13 protein-coding genes are annotated in these 15,753 nt (G+C 69.1%); 10 read left to right on the top strand and 3 right to left on the bottom strand.

Annotated features, from left to right (window positions below; translation table 11 throughout):
• Positions 1 to 3 precede the first annotated feature (3 nt).
• Entirely contained in the window at positions 4 to 1,326 is a 1,323-nt protein-coding gene (locus D3H54_RS01695; RefSeq protein ID WP_286199077.1) for a glycosyltransferase, read from the bottom strand.
• 323 nt (positions 1,327 to 1,649) lie between these two features.
• Between D3H54_RS01695 and D3H54_RS01690 the strand changes: the two genes are divergently transcribed.
• The 3 genes from D3H54_RS01690 to D3H54_RS01680 are packed head-to-tail and all read left to right on the top strand — an operon-like array spanning position 1,650 to position 4,776.
• The gene (locus tag D3H54_RS01690) at positions 1,650 to 3,308 is read left to right on the top strand and encodes a PP2C family protein-serine/threonine phosphatase (RefSeq protein ID WP_149377581.1); all 1,659 of its coding nucleotides are present in this window, start codon (positions 1,650 to 1,652) and stop codon (positions 3,306 to 3,308) included.
• A complete protein-coding gene (locus D3H54_RS01685) occupies positions 3,305 to 4,411 on the top strand; it encodes a cobalamin B12-binding domain-containing protein (protein ID WP_149377580.1) in 1,107 nt (368 codons plus the stop codon). The genes D3H54_RS01690 and D3H54_RS01685 overlap by 4 nt, the downstream gene beginning before the upstream one ends.
• Positions 4,408 to 4,776 (top strand): STAS domain-containing protein, encoded by a 369-nt coding sequence (locus tag D3H54_RS01680; protein ID WP_149377579.1) that lies wholly within the window; start codon positions 4,408 to 4,410, stop codon positions 4,774 to 4,776. The genes D3H54_RS01685 and D3H54_RS01680 overlap by 4 nt, the downstream gene beginning before the upstream one ends.
• Positions 4,777 to 4,784: 8 nt before the next feature.
• On the opposite strand, the gene D3H54_RS01675 is transcribed toward D3H54_RS01680, so the two are convergent.
• Positions 4,785 to 5,966 carry an acyltransferase family protein gene (locus D3H54_RS01675; RefSeq protein ID WP_149377578.1) on the bottom strand — a complete coding sequence of 394 codons (1,182 nt, stop codon included), beginning with the start codon at positions 5,964 to 5,966 and terminating at the stop codon, positions 4,785 to 4,787.
• Positions 5,967 to 6,137: 171 nt separating this feature from the next.
• On the opposite strand from D3H54_RS01675, the gene pgfA reads away from it, so the two are divergent.
• The 7 genes from pgfA to D3H54_RS01640 all read left to right on the top strand — a co-directional run bounded on the left by pgfA (position 6,138) and on the right by D3H54_RS01640 (position 14,465).
• Complete coding sequence (pgfA, locus tag D3H54_RS01670; protein ID WP_149377577.1) at positions 6,138 to 7,337, top strand: cell envelope lipid trafficking protein PgfA; 1,200 nt, start codon at positions 6,138 to 6,140, stop codon at positions 7,335 to 7,337.
• Positions 7,334 to 9,079, top strand: coding sequence for an MmpA family trehalose lipid delivery protein (locus D3H54_RS01665; RefSeq protein WP_286199076.1), 1,746 nt, complete (start codon positions 7,334 to 7,336; stop codon positions 9,077 to 9,079). The genes pgfA and D3H54_RS01665 overlap by 4 nt, the downstream gene beginning before the upstream one ends.
• A 119-nt stretch (positions 9,080 to 9,198) precedes the next feature.
• The gene (locus D3H54_RS01660) at positions 9,199 to 11,418 is read left to right on the top strand and encodes a propanediol/glycerol family dehydratase large subunit (protein ID WP_149383285.1); all 2,220 of its coding nucleotides are present in this window, start codon (positions 9,199 to 9,201) and stop codon (positions 11,416 to 11,418) included.
• On the top strand, positions 11,415 to 11,750 hold the full coding sequence (locus tag D3H54_RS01655) for a diol dehydratase small subunit (protein ID WP_149377576.1): 336 nt from the start codon (positions 11,415 to 11,417) through the stop codon (positions 11,748 to 11,750). Before D3H54_RS01660 ends, D3H54_RS01655 begins: the two co-directional genes overlap by 4 nt.
• A gap of 2 nt (positions 11,751 to 11,752) precedes the next feature.
• Entirely contained in the window at positions 11,753 to 13,447 is a 1,695-nt protein-coding gene (locus tag D3H54_RS01650; protein WP_149383284.1) for a diol dehydratase reactivase ATPase-like domain-containing protein, read from the top strand.
• A gap of 33 nt (positions 13,448 to 13,480) precedes the next feature.
• Entirely contained in the window at positions 13,481 to 13,927 is a 447-nt protein-coding gene (locus tag D3H54_RS01645) for an SRPBCC family protein (protein ID WP_149377575.1), read from the top strand.
• Positions 13,911 to 14,465, top strand: a complete 555-nt coding sequence (locus tag D3H54_RS01640; protein ID WP_149377574.1) for a TetR family transcriptional regulator — start codon at positions 13,911 to 13,913, stop codon at positions 14,463 to 14,465. The genes D3H54_RS01645 and D3H54_RS01640 overlap by 17 nt, the downstream gene beginning before the upstream one ends.
• A gap of 34 nt (positions 14,466 to 14,499) precedes the next feature.
• Here the strand turns inward: D3H54_RS01640 and D3H54_RS01635 are convergent, their stop codons facing one another.
• Positions 14,500 to 15,657: a glycosyltransferase family 4 protein gene (locus D3H54_RS01635; RefSeq protein WP_149377573.1), complete on the bottom strand. Its 1,158-nt coding sequence runs from the start codon at positions 15,655 to 15,657 to the stop codon at positions 14,500 to 14,502.
• Positions 15,658 to 15,753: the final 96 nt, after the last annotated feature.

Genomic DNA, 15,753 nt, shown 5'->3' with positions numbered 1-15,753 from the left:
TCGTCAGCCTGACGTGCTGTCGCGGTTCCGATTCTGCAGACCCACCTGCTCGATCACGTCGGCGCCGACTCGCAGACCGTCTCGGGCCCGGATCGACTCGCCGATGCCGGCCAGCCGGTCGCGGAGCTCGGTATCGGCGAGGATCGTGTCCACGGCCGCGATGAGCTCCTCGTCGCGGAAGGCATACGTGTCGAGTCGGGCACCGAAGCCGAGTTCATCGATGCGCTGGGCATTTTCGTACTGGTCCCAGAACAGCGGCAGCACGATCAGCGGCTTGCCGAAGTGCAGGGTCTCGGTCACCGTGTTGTTACCGCCGTGCGAGATGACCAGATCGACCTGCGGGATGACCTTGGTCTGCGGCAGCATCTGCTCACCGACCATGTTGTCGGCCAACGTGATCCGATCGGCCTGCGGACCCTTGCTCACGATGTACCGGTGCTCGGTCTTGGCCAGCACATCGACCAGGCGCTGCATGAGTTCCACGTCGGCGCCGCCAAGCGATCCCAGCGACAGGTAGATCAGCGCGCTGGAGGCCGGACGGTCGGCGAGCGACGCGGGCAGCTCGTACTCCGCGTCGGTCTCCCGGACGCTGGAGTCCATCCGCGTCCAGCTGTCGTCGAGCGGACGCGCGTCGACGTAGTCGGCCTCAGCCGGATAGACGTAGAGATTGGCGGCGTTGTCGCGCGGCATGAACTCCAGATCCGGTAGCGGGTCGGCGCCGTGGCGCTGAACCCACGCGTTGAAGTCGGACCACATCGCACGATGGGTGCGGTCGAACTCGGCCCGGTAGGCGTCCCACTGCGCGGGGTCGGCACTGGGCAGCCCGGAGAACGGCGGCGGCACATTCGGTCCGGGCACTTCGAGCGGGCTGCACGACACGATCCGCACGAACGGTGCGCCTGCGCTCACCAACGCCGGGAACAGCACCACGTTGTCTTCGACGATCACGTCGGGCTGATGCTGGGTCACGATCTCCCGCAGCCGCGGCTCGCAATACTTGGCGCCGTCGATCAACGCCTGATAGGTCGGCTGGATGAAGGTTTCGAGCTGCAGATGAGTCGGCTTGCGAAACTCCGGGGCGGTCTCGGCGATGAAGTCCGTCCAGAATTTGCCGGGATCCTCGTCGGCGGCTCCCTCAGCAGGTTCGGCCAGATCGACGAGCTCTTCGGTGAAGCCCAGTGCCGCGAGTTTGCCCGCCCAGGAACTCTCGGCGGCAAACACGATCCGGTGGCCGCGGGCCTGCAGAATCGCGGCAAGGCCGATGCACTGATTCGTCGGGCCGTAGGCCGATTCGGGCCAGAACATGATGGTCAACGGCTCGGTCACGACGATCCCTTCGGCAGCCAGTCTCTTCGGCACAGATCTTCGCTTACCGGGCTGACCCCCGCTGGGCACCCGGCAGGCGAGCATCCCGCCCTGTCGGCGAATACTACGGACGCCACCGGCACTGCACTGTCCGAAGAGTCCGGCCGCCGCCGCCGGACCAGCCGGATCAGGTCTGAAATTTTCTTACATCCTCGCCCCGATGTGCCCATCCGCGGCCGTCGCCAGCTACCGTCAGAGACGGCCCCCGACCCGCGCCGTTGAAAAACCTGCGGCGAACTCTGTTCATCTTCGGGAGCAAACCCCGAATCTCGTCCGGAGGCCGGATGGACAACACCACACCGCCCAGCGCCGGCACGTCCATCGCCGGTCCATGGGATGCCGTGCCGCATCCCGTACTGGTGATCGACCACTCGGGGACCGTCAGTGCGATGAGTCCCACGGCCGGCGCCCTGTTCCCGGCTCTCGCACCGGGCACTCCGGTGGACGGCAACGCCCCGACCTGGCTCGCGGCCGCATGCCGTGAACAGAGCCCGTTGGCATCGGCGCAGGAACCGGTCACGGGACCCGCCCCGGGCGCATCAGACGGCCGGGACCTCTCAGCGCACCCGACTCTGCTTCCCGGCGGCGACGTCGCCTGGTGGTTCTTGACCGATACGCACCGTTCGCTGCAGTTGGCCGAGGACGCGTTGCAACGCGAACGCAAGCACGCGGCGTTCCTCGATGAGGCGTCGGCAGTGCTGACGGTGTCCTTGAACGTCGACCGCTGCATGGAAGCCACGGCGCGGATGGCAGCCCGCCACCTCGCCGATGCCGCTGTCGTGGTCGGGCCGCACACCGGCCGGGTCCTACCGGTGTTCTGCGCTGGAGCGGACGGAGCGGTCCAGCGACGTGACATCGCGGCGGACCCCGCCGACGTGGCCGGGCTCAGCGAGGCGCTGCGCGGATTCCCGCCCGTTCCCTCCCGCTGGATCGACCCGGCGACGGTGCCGCAGTGGATGATTCCCGACGATTTCGTCGGTCACGTCGGTTCGGTGGTGATCACGCCGCTGCCCGGACACGGCATCCCGGCGGGGGCGCTGGTTCTGCTGAGGCGAACCACGCATTGCGCGTTCAGTGACGGCGAAGAGGTGCTGGCCCGGCTTTTCGCGGCCCGCGCCGGCACCGCGCTGTCGTCGGCGCGGCTGTATGCCGAACAGTCGGCGATCACCACCACCTTGCTGCGCGAGCTGCTACCGCCGCAGTTGCACCGTATGCACGGCTTCGAACTGGCCGGGCGGTACCGGGCCTCCGAGGATCACCAGCTCGTCGGCGGCGATTTCTATGACGTCCACCCCGCGGCGACAGCGGATGAAGAAACACTGGTGGTACTCGGCGACGTCTGCGGGAAAGGGCTGGAGGCCGCGGTGTTGACCGGCAAGATCCGGAACACACTGCAGGCGCTGGCCCCGCTGGCGGAGCACCACGAGGACGTGCTCAAGCTCCTCAACAACGCTCTGCTCTCACCGGACAACAGCCGGTTCGCCACAGTCGTGCTGGCCTCGATCACTCACCGCGATGGCCAGCTGCGGCTCCGGCTGACGTGCGCGGGGCATCCCCCGCCGCTCATCGCACGCGCCGACGGGACGATCGAAACGGCCGACACCCGCGGCATGCTGATCGGCGCATTGCCGACCTTCCGGGCTCGGACCTTCGACACCTGGCTGGCGCCGGGCGAAACGTGCCTGCTGTACACCGACGGGATCACCGAAGCACGTGGCGGTCCACTGGGCACCGACCTGTTCGGGGAAGAACGGTTGGCGTCGGCGTTCAAGCAGTGCGCCGGCCTGCCCGCCGAAGCCGTCGTCGAGCGGATCATGATGCTCACCTCGCAGTGGGTGGACCGTCGCCCTCATGACGACATCGCGGCCGTCGCCATCACCGCCCCGCGGCGCAACCACCTGTCCGCAGTCGACGGCCACACCGCAGGCAGGTACACCGCATGACCGAGGCCGATACCGACGTCAAGCCGGCACCCGCCCCCGCCGTCGCCGACCGGGCAGAGACGCAGGAGCGGCTCTGGGGGGCAGCGCTCGCCGGCGACGAATACGCCGCGGTGGCCGTGGTATTCGCCGCACTGGATGCGGGAATGGCGCCCGAAGAAGTCCTGCTCGACGTGATCGCGCCGGTCCAGTACCGCGTCGGCACCGAGTGGGCGGCCAACCGGATTTCGGTCACCGAGGAACATTGCGCGACGGCGATCAACGATCGCGTCATCGGGGCGCTGGCCCATCACCCGTCGTCGCGAAGCCCGGCGACAACCGGTCGGGTCACTGTCGCCTGCGTCGACGGTGAGTGGCACGCCCTGCCTGCCCGGCTCCTCGCCGAGGTGCTCCGAATCCGGGGCTGGCAGGTCGACTTCCTCGGCGCGCAGGTCCCGACACCGCATCTGGTTGCTCACCTTCACCGCACCGGCCCCGACGCGGTCGCGCTGTCCTGCTCGATCCCCAGCCGGTTGCCGGTGGCCCACGCGGCGATAACGGCCTGCCAGGCCGCGGGTGTCCCGGTCCTCGTCGGCGGTGCCGCATTCGGACCCGACGGGCGTTACGGCCGTCAGTTGGGTGCCGACGCGTGGGCGGCCGACGCCCGTGCCGCGGCAGAAACGTTGGTGCGCGGGCTAACCCGCGTGCCCGTTGCGGGTGGTACGCACCTGCTGACCGATCTCCCGCATCTGGTGGATCAGGAATACACCATGATCACCGACATGGCTCCGCAACTGGTGCACGCATGCGTCGGTGAGCTGGAGCGGCGACTGCCGGATATGCGCTCCTACAGCGATGCTCAGCGTCAGCACACCACCGAGGACATCGGATACATCATCGACTTCCTCGCCGCGGCGCTCTACACCGATGACGACGACCTGTTCGGACGGTTCATCAGCTGGACCTCCGATATCCTCTGCGCACGCGGGGTGCCGGCCGCCGCGCTCCCGCCCGCGCTCGACATACTGATCGCTCAACTTCCGGATTTCCCCCGCGCGCAACGCATTCTGCGCACCGCCCGAATCACCTTGGCCGACAAGGCCACCGACCCCACTCAGATGCCATGAAATTGACATTGACCTTTGACACCCCCACGGCGGCAAGGCTTCACATCAGCGGCACCCTGGACTTCGTCTTCGCGTCGGAGTTGCTGGACAACGCCTCTGAGGTGCTCGCCGGCCACGACCGGCTGCGGCAGCTGCACCTGGACCTGAGCGACCTCGACTTCTGCGACTCCGCGGGTCTGTCCGTGTTGATCCTCGTCGACCGTCTGACCACCGAGCGTGGAGTGCGTCTGCATCTCGACAATCGGCCCGAGCAACTCAACCGCATCCTGCAGGTGACCGGGTTGTTCGACCATTTCACCTCGGTTGCCACCGCCGACTCGCCGGCGGCATCCGCGGAGGGCACTCAGGACGAGACGGTGGGCTGAGGCCCGAGTCAGTGCGCGATCACCGGCTCGGGTGCATCGCTGACCGAACTGTCCAGTGGTGGAACCGGAGCCTTCTTGCTCCGATATTCCCAGCGCCGCAACGCATTCCGGCACGGAGATTCGATCAGGGCGTAGCTGACCGCCGCCATCGCGAAGCCCAGCACCAGAGTCAACACCAGCGTCACGATCAGGTTGCCGTTGAACATGAACCGGCCGACCATCGGGAACACCATCACCAGGGCTGCCAGATGCCACACGAACAGCCCGTAGGACCACCGGCCCAGGGTGACCATGAACCGGCTGCCCAGAATCGGGTGCGGGGTGTCGGGCCGGTCGAGCACCAGCGGCGCCAGCAGCGCGCCGGCGACGATGGCCCCCATCGAGGTGCGGATCACGAACTGCCCCAGCGTGGCGGGAACCAGGTCCTTCGGGCCTGCCAGTGGCGAGGCCGAGATCAGATACGCCGCCAGGGCGATACCGGTGATGGCCCAGCGGTTGCGGGCCAGTTTGTGCGCCCAGCCCAGCGGGCTGACCGTCCACTCCGCCAGCAGCATGCCCGCCGCGAACCAGGAGGCGTAGGCCGGCGGCCAGTTCAGGAAGTTGACCCCCTGCACGGTGTGGATCGGCAGCAGACCCCAGCCGAGGCTGGCCAGTGCGACCGCCGCGATCACCGGGACCCGCGCCCGCACCGGCAGCCGGCGGGCCGCAAACGCCAGGATCGGCAAGGCCAGATAGAAGCTCACCTCGACCGACAGGCTCCACATCTGCGTCAGCCCCGCGGTCAGCGTGAGCGGGACGTAGACCTGGGTCAGCGTCAGGTTGGCCCACCACACCGTCCAACTGGCGTGGTTGGCCTCCGGAAGCAGCGTCAGGATGACGACGACCGCCACCACATATCCGGGCATGATGCGCACCAGCCGCGAACGCAGGTAATGCCCGGTCGGCGGGCGCCGGCGCAGTCCGCGGGCCGCGGCGGCGTGCCCACGCCACAGCAGGAAGCCGGAGAGCGCGAAGAACACCGCGACGGCCAGGTCGAAGCGGTGCAGCAGCCGTCCGACCACGGCGCCGGTGGTGCCGGTCTGAAACGCGACGTGGGTGAGCACCACCCCCATGGCGGCGCACGCGCGCATGCCCTCCACGGCGGGCAGGAAGCCGCGGGTGCCCCCGACCCCCTCCGCGTCCGAAGTCATGGATGCCAGTGTGCGCCGGACACGGGTGGCCCGCGAAAGTGGGTACACCTGGCCTGCGGTGGCGACCTCCTAATGAACCGGTGCCTTGGGCTGGGCTGTTAGGGTCGAACACGGTTTGCTTCGCCGTCAGGCGGGGTGCGGCACGATCGGCAGTGAGGAGGCCACGGCAGCGTGAATCGCGCAGGCATGGTGCGTATCGCGGCATTCGGCATCATCGGGCTCGGAGCCGCCCTCCTGATCGCCGCGTTGCTGTTGACGACCTACACCTCCAGCAAGATCAAGAAGATCCCGCTGAACATCGACGAGACTCTGGTCAGCGACGGCACGGGGAGTGCGCTGGATCCGGCGTCCCTGTTGGGTGAGAAGTTCGTCGTCGACAAGAACGTGCCGCTGGTCTCCCAGCAGCAGTTGACCGTCGAGTCGCCGGCCAACGCCGATGTGGTGACGCTGCAGGCCGGCACCAGTGTGCGGCGCAGCGACAAGCAACAGGACAACGGGCTGCTGCTGGCCATGGTCGACACCGTGACGGTCAACCGCAGCACCGCGATGGCGGTGTCCGACGACACCCATCCCGGCGGGTCGGTGCAGAAGCCGCGGAGCATCGAGGACAACAAGCCGCCGACGAACATCGCGCTGCCCCACGACGGCCTGGCCTACCGGTTCCCGTTCGACACCGAGAAGAAGACCTACCCGTACTTCGATCCGATCGCGCAGAAGGCGTTCGACGCCAACTACGACGGTCAGGAAGACGTCAACGGGCTGACCACCTACCGGTTCACCCAGAACGTCGGCTACGACGCCGACGGCAAGCTGGTCGACCCGATCAAGTACGCCTCGCTCTACGACAAGAACGAGGACGGTGAGGTGACCGCGCGGGCCGAGCTGTGGGGCCTGCCCGGGCCGCCGGAGGAGCCGGTCACCATGACCCGCTACTACGCCGCGCAGCGCACCTTCTGGGTCGACCCGGTGACCGGCGTCATCGTCAAGTCCACCGAGCACGCCAACCACTACTACGCCCGCGACGCGCTGCGCCCGGAGATGGAACTGGCCGACTACAAGGTCACCTCCACCGAGCAGACCATCGAGTCCCGGGTGGCCTCCGCCCGCGACGAGCGCGACCGGGTGGGGCTGTGGTCGCGGGTGCTGCCGATCAGTTTCACCGCCGCCGGCCTCGTGGCACTCGTCGGCGGGGCGCTGCTGGGCACGTTCAGCCTGCGCGCCGAGTCGGCGCTGATCGATCCCGGCCTGGACACCGCCGACCACGGCTTCTTCGGCAAGGACGAAACCGGACCGATGCCGGCCGCCGAGGCGGCCACCGAGAAGCTGCCCGCGGCCAGACCGGACCTGGAGCCTCCGCCACCGCAGCGGTGAGCACTCCCGTGACCCAGGCGCGCCGGGCCGTCCGGTGGGTGGTGCCGGGGTACGCACTCCTGTTGGCCCTCGCGGTCACCGCGCCGCTGCTGGCGCCCGGGTATCTGTTGTTGCGCGATGCGGTGTCCACACCGCGGTCGTATTTCACCGACGCGGCGCTCGGCCTGTCCGAGTCGGCTCCCCGCGCGCTCCCGCAGGACTTCCTGATCGCCGCACTGACGCCTGTGCTCGACGGCGGCGTACTGGTGAAAGCGCTGGTGATCGCCGGGATTTTCGTGGCCGGCTGGGGAGCCGGACGGTTGGCCGCCGAGCTGGTCCCGGATGCCGGAATGCCCGGGCAGCTGGTGGCGGCGACGCTCGCGGTGTGGAACCCCTACGTCGCGGAGCGGCTGCTCCAAGGGCACTGGAGCTTGCTGGTCGGCTACGGCTGCCTGCCGTGGGTGGCCGCCGCGGTGATTCGGGTGCGGGCGGAGGCGACCGTGGCCCGGTGGGCGGCGGTGGTGTTCTGGATCGCGCTGGCCGGGCTGACGCCGACCGGGCTGTTGCTGGCCGCTGTGGTGGCGCTGGCGTGTGTCGCGGTTCCCGGGACGGGGGCGTCGCGGACCTGGTGTGCGGCCGGGGTGCTGACGACCGCGGTGCTCGCGGCGTCGCCGTGGCTGATGGCGTCGGCATTGGGTGATGGGCTCGGCTCGTCGCCGTCTCCGGGTGTGACGGCGTTCGCGGCTCGGGCGGAGCCGGGCCTGGGTACCCTCGGCAGCCTCGCGGGTCTCGGCGGAATCTGGAACGCCGAAGCCGTTCCCTCCTCCCGCACAATGCTTTTGGCGCTGCCGGCGACCCTGGTCTTGCTGGCCGTGGTGGCCATCGGATTACCGACGGTGCTGCGCCGCCGGTCCGTGCTGCCGCTGCTGGTGCTAGCCGCGCTCGGTGTGCTGCTGCCCGCGGCGGCGGCCACCGGACCGGGATTGGCGGTGCTGCGTGACGTGGTGCAGGCCGTGCCCGCCACCGGGATCCTGCGCGACGGTCAGAAGTGGGTGGCGCTGGCGATGCCCGGCTATGCGGTCGCCGCCGCGGCGGCGGTGGTGACGCTGCAGGGCCGGCTCCGGCCCGGCGTCACAGCGATGGCGGCCGTCGTGGCGCTCATCGCCGTGCTGCCCGATCTGGCTTTCGGCGCCTGGGGCAAGGTCACGCCGGTGCGTTATCCGCCGGGCTGGGCGGCGGTGGCCGGCCTGATCGACGCCGACCCGGCCGACGTCGCCGTGCTGCCCGCCGACAGCATGCGCCAATTCGCATGGGCCGGTTCAGCTCCGGTGCTCGATCCGTTGCCGCGCTGGATCCGCGCCGAGGTGCTGGCCACCGGCGACCTGACCATCTCCGGCCGCAGTGTCCCCGGTGAGGGCGGTCATGCCCGCGCTGTCCAGCGGATGCTGCTGGCCGGCGGTTCCCCCGAAGCGCTCGCCGGCGCCGGGGTGGGCTGGGTGGTGGTCGAATCGGGCAGCGCAGGCACGACCGGCAACGCGCAGCGGACCTTGGCGCAGCTGCCGATGGTTTACCGCGACGGCGAGCTCGCGCTGTACCGCGCCGGGGGCACAAGCGTCGGTGCGCCAGCCGGAGCGCGGGGCGCGGTGTTCGCGGCCCACCTGGTGTGGCTGCTGACGCTGGGCGCCGCCGGGGCGGTGGCTCTGGTCAGCGCGGCGTGCCGGCGACGTGGGTCAAGTTCGGCGACCCCCGACGCGGCGCCCTGATCGCCCGTATCGTATTCGAGGACAAAGCGATTCGCTGCGCGGGAACGAGGATGACGGAGAGTATGGCTGCACTTGACGACGAGGTTCCCTCCCGCCCTGAAGATCTCGACCAGGGTCGGATGCGGATCCTCGATGCGAAAGCGGTCAACCTGGACGGGTTCAGCGTGGCCGACCCGACTCTTGGCCTGGCCGCGATGCACAGCCCGTACGACCCGGCACCGTCTCTGGTGGTGCGCGACGGTGTCGTGGTCGAGCTGGACGGAAAATCCGCGAGCGACTTCGACGTCATCGACGAGTTCATCGCCCGGCACGGTATCGACCTCGACACGGCCGGCGAGGCGATGGCACTCGACGACGTCGCACTGGCCAGGATGGCCGTCGACGTCAATGTGCCCCGCTCCGAGGTGGTGCGCCTCATCGGCGGGACCACTCCGGCGAAGCTGGCCCGAGTGGTCGCGTTGATGACGCCCGTCGAGATGCAGATGGCGATGGCCAAGATGCGCGCCAGGCGTACCCCGAGTAATCAGGCACACGTCACCAACCAGCTCGACGATCCGCTGCTGATCGCCGCCGATGCGGCCAGCGCGGTGGCCTACGGCTTCCGGGAAGTCGAGACGACGGTGCCGGTGCTCGGTGATGCCCCGTCGAATGCCGTCGCGTTGCTGATCGGCAGCCAGGTGGGCGTTCCCGGGGCGCTGGCCCAGTGTTCGATCGAAGAAGCCTTGGAGCTGCGGCTGGGTCTGCGCGGGCTGACCAGTTACGCCGAGACCATCTCGATCTACGGGACGGAGCAGGTGTTCGTCGACGGTGACGACACCCCGTTCTCGAAGGCCATTCTCACCTCGGCCTACGCCTCCCGCGGGCTGAAGATGCGGGTCACCAGCGGCGGCGGTGCCGAAGTTCTGATGGGTGCAGCCGAGAAGTGTTCGATCCTCTACCTGGAGTCGCGGTGTGTGTCGCTGGCCCGCGCGCTCGGGTCGCAGGGCGTGCAGAACGGCGGGATCGACGGTGTCGGTGTGGTGGCGTCGGTCCCCGAGGGCATGAAAGAGCTGCTGGCCGAGAACCTGATGGTGATGCTGCGTGACCTCGAGTCCTGCGCAGGCAACGACAATCTGATCTCCGAGTCGGACATCCGTCGTAGCGCCCACACCCTGCCCGTCCTCCTCGCCGGGGCGGACTTCATCTTCTCCGGATTCGGCTCGATTCCCCGCTACGACAATGCCTTTGCGCTGTCGAACTTCAACTCCGACGACATGGACGATTTCCTGGTGTTGCAGCGAGACTGGGGTGCCGACGGCGGGCTGCGGACGGTATCGGCCGAGCATCTGGCGCGAGTGCGCCGGCGCGCGGCCACGGCGGTGCAAGCGGTGTACCGGGATCTCGGTCTTGCCGACTACGACGACGCCCGCGTCGACGACGTGGTGGTGGCCAACGGATCTCGCGACCTACCCGCCGGGCATCCCAAGATGGTCGCCGAGGCGGCCGCCGCGATCGAGGCTCGCCAGCTGACTGTCTTCGACGTCGTGGCCGCGTTGCACCGCACGGGCTTCGAGCCGGAGGCCGAGTCGATCATGCGGCTGACCGCCGAACGATTGCGCGGCGACCAGCTCCAGACATCGGCCATCTTCGACCAGGACTTCAACGTGCTGTCCAAACTCACCGATCCCAACGACTATGCCGGCCCGGGAACGGGTTACACGTTGTCCGAGCAGCGGCGAGCGGAGATCGACGACATCCGGCAAGCCCGGACGACGGCAGAGCTGACCGCCGATCAAGCCGACCACCACGGCCACATCACGTTCACCCCGGTCGAGACCGCCAGGCAGGGCAGCGATCCGCGCGAGGTGTGCATCGGATTGTCGCCGGCATTGGGGCGCAGCGTGTGGCTGACGCTGTGCGGGCTGACCGTCGGCGAGGTCCTGCGGCAGATCGAAGCCGGGCTGGAAGAGGAAGGCTGCGTGGCCCGGCTGGTCCGGGTGCGATCGACCATCGACGTCGGGCTGATCGGATTGACCGCCGCCAAGCTGTCCGGATCCGGGATCGGAATTGGCTTGCAGGGCAAGGGTACTGCTCTGATCCATCGACGAGACCTGGCACCGCTGGCGAATCTCGAGCTGTTCAGCGTGGCCCCGCTGTTGAACGCAGACATGTACCGTCAGCTGGGCAAGAACGCCGCCCGCCACGCCAAGGGCATGGCGCCGGTACCGATCTTCACCGGTGGCACCGACGAATCGATATCGGCCCGCTATCACGCCAGGGCGGTGGCGCTCGTCGCCCTGGAGCGCGACGCGTGTGAACCGGGCGAATCACCCGTGACGGTCGAAGCGAGGCGAGGATGACCGAGGATCGTTTCACCGTGGCGGCCGCCGTCGACGGCAAGCTCACACTGGCGGATCTGCGGATGGAGCCTGCGGCACTGGCTCATCAAGCTGACGTCGCCGCGGCGGGCGGCAATCCGCAACTGGCCGAGAACTTCCTTCGCGCAGCCGAATTGGCAACGATGGGCGACGACGAGGTGATGAAGCTCTACGAGGCGCTGCGCCCGCACCGGTCGACGGCGCCGGAACTGGACGCACTCGTGGCTGCTCTGGAGGCACGCGGAGCGAGCCGGTGCGCGGAGCTGGTGCGTCACGCCGCAACGGTCTACCAGCGCAGGGGTCTGCTGCGTTGAGCGTGGTGGCCGGAGTCGACGTCGGAAACCACACCACCGAGATCATCATCGCCCGGACGTCCCCTGGCTCCGTGGAACCCGTATGCCACGGACAGGCACCGACCCGGGGGCGCAAGGGATCTCGGGAATCCCTTGCCGGCGCGGCGGCACTCCTGCACAAACTCGAGGTGCAGGCTGAGTGCACGGTCGACGAGGTGGTGCTGTCGGTACTGCGTCCGGTGGACACCGCCACCGCACCGCTGCCGCCACCGACACCACCGCACTGCCCGGTACGAAGCCTGCGCCGGCCCAGCGCCAGCACGCCGGCGGGGGCGGGATCAGCGGTGGGTGTGCACGTACCGCTGGCCGATGTCACCGGTCCCGCGGTGGCCGGTCCGGCGATCGTATCGGTGAGCGCGACAGTCGATTTCGAGGTCGCGGCGCGGCAGATCAGCGGAGCCGTCGAGCGCGGATGGCACATCGCAGGGGTGATCGTCGAGCGCGACGAAGCCGTGTTGATCGCCAACCGGATACCCGCCGGCATCCCGGTTGTCGACGAGGTCGAACTCACCGGTTTGCGACCGGGCGCGCCGGTGGCGGTCGAGGTGGTGGCGCAGGGGCGGTCGTATCGCGCGCTGGCCGACCCGCTCGCGCTGTCGGCGGCGTTGGGGGTGGCCCACGAGCACATTCACCAGATCGCGGAGTTCACCCGCGAATTGGCCGATTCACCGGCCATCGCGGTGACTCTGCGGCACGGAGAACCCGAGCCGCCGTCCGCCGACGACGACTACGCGGAATGTCGCGTCGACGGCGTCGTGCGGCGCTATTCGCCGGCCGAGGCCGAAAGCCTGCTGCGGGTCCGGCCGCCCGGCACCGTGGTGGCGGTGCGCCTGGCCGCACTGCCCTCGGCCGCATCCGGAATCGCGGTCGACGACGCCTACTTCACCAGCCTGAAGGCCATCGATGACGGCGCGTGGCTGCGCCGCGGTGTCGCGGAGACCAGCGGTACGGTGGTCGCGCTGCTGGCCGCTGACGAGGTGGCCGACGCAGCCGCCACCCTGGCGGAGCTGTGCGGGCGGCCGGCACGGACCATCGCGTCAGAACCCCGGGCCGCCGCGCGCGGTGCGCACACCACCCCCCATCTGCCGCCGGGTTCGATCGTCTGCGATATCGGCGGCGGGACCATCGACCTGATCGGCGCGGATCGGGAAGTGGTGGCCGCCGGTGCCGGCGAGGCCATCACCACCGCGGTCGCGGCGACCCTCGGAGTGCCGAGGGCACTGGCCGAGCAGATCAAGCGGTCACCGGCGATCCGGGTGGAGGGGCCGCACATCGCTCACGAGGAGGACGGCCGCCGGGTGTTTCTGGACGCGCCTGCCCCGGCCGAGGCGATCGGCCGGCTGTGCACCCGCGGCAACGCCGGGCTGGTCCCGTTCTCCAACCGGCTGGCAGCCGAGGAGTGGCGAAGCCTGCGGTTGGCGGTCAAGCAGCAGACCGTGGCTGCCAACATCGCCCGTTGCCTGAAGGCTTTCGACCAGCCGCCCGTCGCACTGGTGCTGGCAGGCGGCGGAGCGTTGGACGACGAACTGTTGCGGACGGTCGGCGAATCGCTGCGCTCGGTTCCGGTGGCCGTCGGCCGGGCGAACGTCGACGGCGCACACGGGCCGCGCTATGCCGTCGCTTCCGGGCTGGTCCACCTTCACGCCGAAGGCGGTTGAGCTGCAGCGTCTCAAACATGTACCATCTGGTACATGTTGACTTCGAGCAGTGTCGGCATCGAGGCACCGGCGGATCTGGTGTGGGACGTGTTCAGCGACGTCGAGCACTGGCCGGACTGGACCGCATCGGTCACCCGACTGCGCGGCCTGGATGGCGCGCAACTCGCGGTCGGACGGCGCTTCGAGATCACGCAACCGCGGATGCCCCGGCTGGTCTGGACGGTGACCGAGGTCGAACCCGGTGTGTCGTGGACCTGGGTTCAGCGCTCCCCCGGTGGGCTGACGTCGGCCCGTCATGACGTCAGCCCGACCGCTGACGGCGGGACGCTGGTGCGCCAGGAACTCGCCCAACGCGGAATCGTCGGGTCTGTGGTCGGGGTGCTGGTGCGACAGATGACGCGCCGCTATCTGGCGATGGAGGCGCAGGGACTGAAGGCGCGCAGCGAAGGCTTGTGGAAACTTCGTGGCTCGAACGCCTGACCTCCGGCGGCGCCGGGAGCTGCTGGACGCAGTGGTCGACGAATGCGCCGCGAACGGTGTCGGCGGGCGGTCGTTGCGGGAGCTGGCCGATGCGGTGGGGACCAGTCACCGAATGCTGTTGCATCACTTCGGCTCTCGCGACGAACTCATGCTGGCCGTCGTCGACGAGGTGGAGCGGCGGCAGATGGCGTTGCTCAGTGAGCTGATGGCTGACGGCGCGGGGTTCGCCGCGATGTGGGAACACCTGCGGCGGCCCGAACTGCGCGCGCTCGAGCGGTTGTTCTTCGAGTGCTATGCGCGCGGGGCGCAGGGCGAGGCGCCGTTCACGACCATGCTGCCCGGCGCCGTCGACCGGTGGCTGGCGCACGTGACGTCGGCCGGCACCAGCGCAGCCGATCCCGCGCTGGCACGGCTCGGCCTGGCGGTGATGCGGGGCCTGCTGCTGGATCTGGCCGGCACGAACGACGACGCCGGAGTCGATGCGGCGGCACAGCACTTCGTCGCACTGATCGGTGCGCGCGAGAATACTTCGCGCTAACCGGCTTTCCGCTGTGAGTTCTTCCGCCGTCGTGCTAGATGACGCCGCTGACCCGGCTGCCGGAGTGCACCGCCTCCAGGACCGTGCGCATGGCGTCGGCGCTCTGCTGCCAGGAGAAGTCCCGGCTGCGGGCTTTGGCCTTGGCGCCGAGCTCGTCTCGCAGAACGTGGTCTGCCAGCAGGCGTTCCAGGCGGTCGACGAGGTCGTGGTGATCGTCGGCCAGCACACCGGTGACCCCGTCGATCACCGAGTCGGTGAGACCACCCGACGACCGGTAGCCGATGGTCGGCACGCCGTGCTGGGCGGCCTCGATGACGGCAAGGCCCCAACCCTCCTTGCGCGACGGCAGCACGTGCACCCAGGACCGTTGCACGACAGCGTGTTTGGTGTGGTCATCCACATGGCCATGGAAGGTGACGGCGTCGGAGATGCCGAGATGCTCGGCCCGCTCAACCAGGCGGTCGTGCCACCAGCCGCCGCCGACGACATCCAGATGCAAACCGTCCACGCGGGGCCGCAACGCCGCTACCGCATCCAGCGCGTCCTCGATCTGCTTGTGCGGCACCAGCCGTGACAACACCACGACCCGGGGCGTCGAAGACCGTTGCGCGGTCAGCGTTTCCGGCGGAGCGTCGTCGAGACCGTTGCGCACGACGGCGATCCGGCCGGGATCGACGCCGAGGTCGGACAGGTCGCGCGCCGACGGCAGGGAGACGGTGACGTACTGGTTGTGCCGGTGCATGCGCGGCGACAGCCACGATTCGACCAGCCAGCCCAGCCTGCCGAAGAAACGGCCGGCCACCGGCCACTGTTCGCGGTGGCAGTGGTGCACCAGGACCGCGACCCGCCGGCCGAACGCGAGCCGGGCCAGGAACGGCACCCCGTTCTGGGTGTCGATCACGACGTCGGGCCGCACCCGACCCAGCGGCCCGAGGCCGAGCCGGGCGGCGACCATGGCCAGCCCCGCCCAGATGTACACGCTGTAGGGCCCGCCGCCGCGGCTGATCCGGACACCGTCGACGAGCTCGCGACGGGGAGCGCCGCGGTACCGGGCGGTGCGCAGGGTGACGTCCATGCCGGACTCAGCCAGCAGCGTGCCGATGCGCTGGACGTAGGTTTCGCTGCCACCACCCTGCGGGTGGCCGGTGTCCCGCCAGCACAACAGCAGGACGGAGCGAACGGGTGTGGACATCGACGCCAGCCTAGTCCGCTCATCGAATTTCACTTTTGGCAGCTTTCCACTCGAACTTTTCCTGCCAAACGTGAATCTCGACGCTGGCACTAGGGT

It is taken from the genome of Mycobacterium sp. ELW1 (genome assembly GCF_008329905.1).
Lineage (GTDB): Bacteria > Actinomycetota > Actinomycetes > Mycobacteriales > Mycobacteriaceae > Mycobacterium.
Note: the sequence above shows the minus strand (reverse complement) of the source record. Positions and strands in the feature narration are given on the sequence as shown.

Coding starts and splice junctions, on each gene's coding strand:
- D3H54_RS01690 (WP_149377581.1), top strand. CDS start 1,650: ATGGACAACACCACACCGCCCAGCGCCGGCACGTCCATCGCCGGTCCA.
- D3H54_RS01685 (WP_149377580.1), top strand. CDS start 3,305: ATGACCGAGGCCGATACCGACGTCAAGCCGGCACCCGCCCCCGCCGTC.
- D3H54_RS01680 (WP_149377579.1), top strand. CDS start 4,408: ATGAAATTGACATTGACCTTTGACACCCCCACGGCGGCAAGGCTTCAC.
- D3H54_RS01675 (WP_149377578.1), bottom strand. CDS start 5,966: ATGACTTCGGACGCGGAGGGGGTCGGGGGCACCCGCGGCTTCCTGCCC.
- D3H54_RS01660 (WP_149383285.1), top strand. CDS start 9,199: ATGCGGATCCTCGATGCGAAAGCGGTCAACCTGGACGGGTTCAGCGTG.
- D3H54_RS01655 (WP_149377576.1), top strand. CDS start 11,415: ATGACCGAGGATCGTTTCACCGTGGCGGCCGCCGTCGACGGCAAGCTC.
- D3H54_RS01645 (WP_149377575.1), top strand. CDS start 13,481: ATGTTGACTTCGAGCAGTGTCGGCATCGAGGCACCGGCGGATCTGGTG.
- D3H54_RS01635 (WP_149377573.1), bottom strand. CDS start 15,657: ATGTCCACACCCGTTCGCTCCGTCCTGCTGTTGTGCTGGCGGGACACC.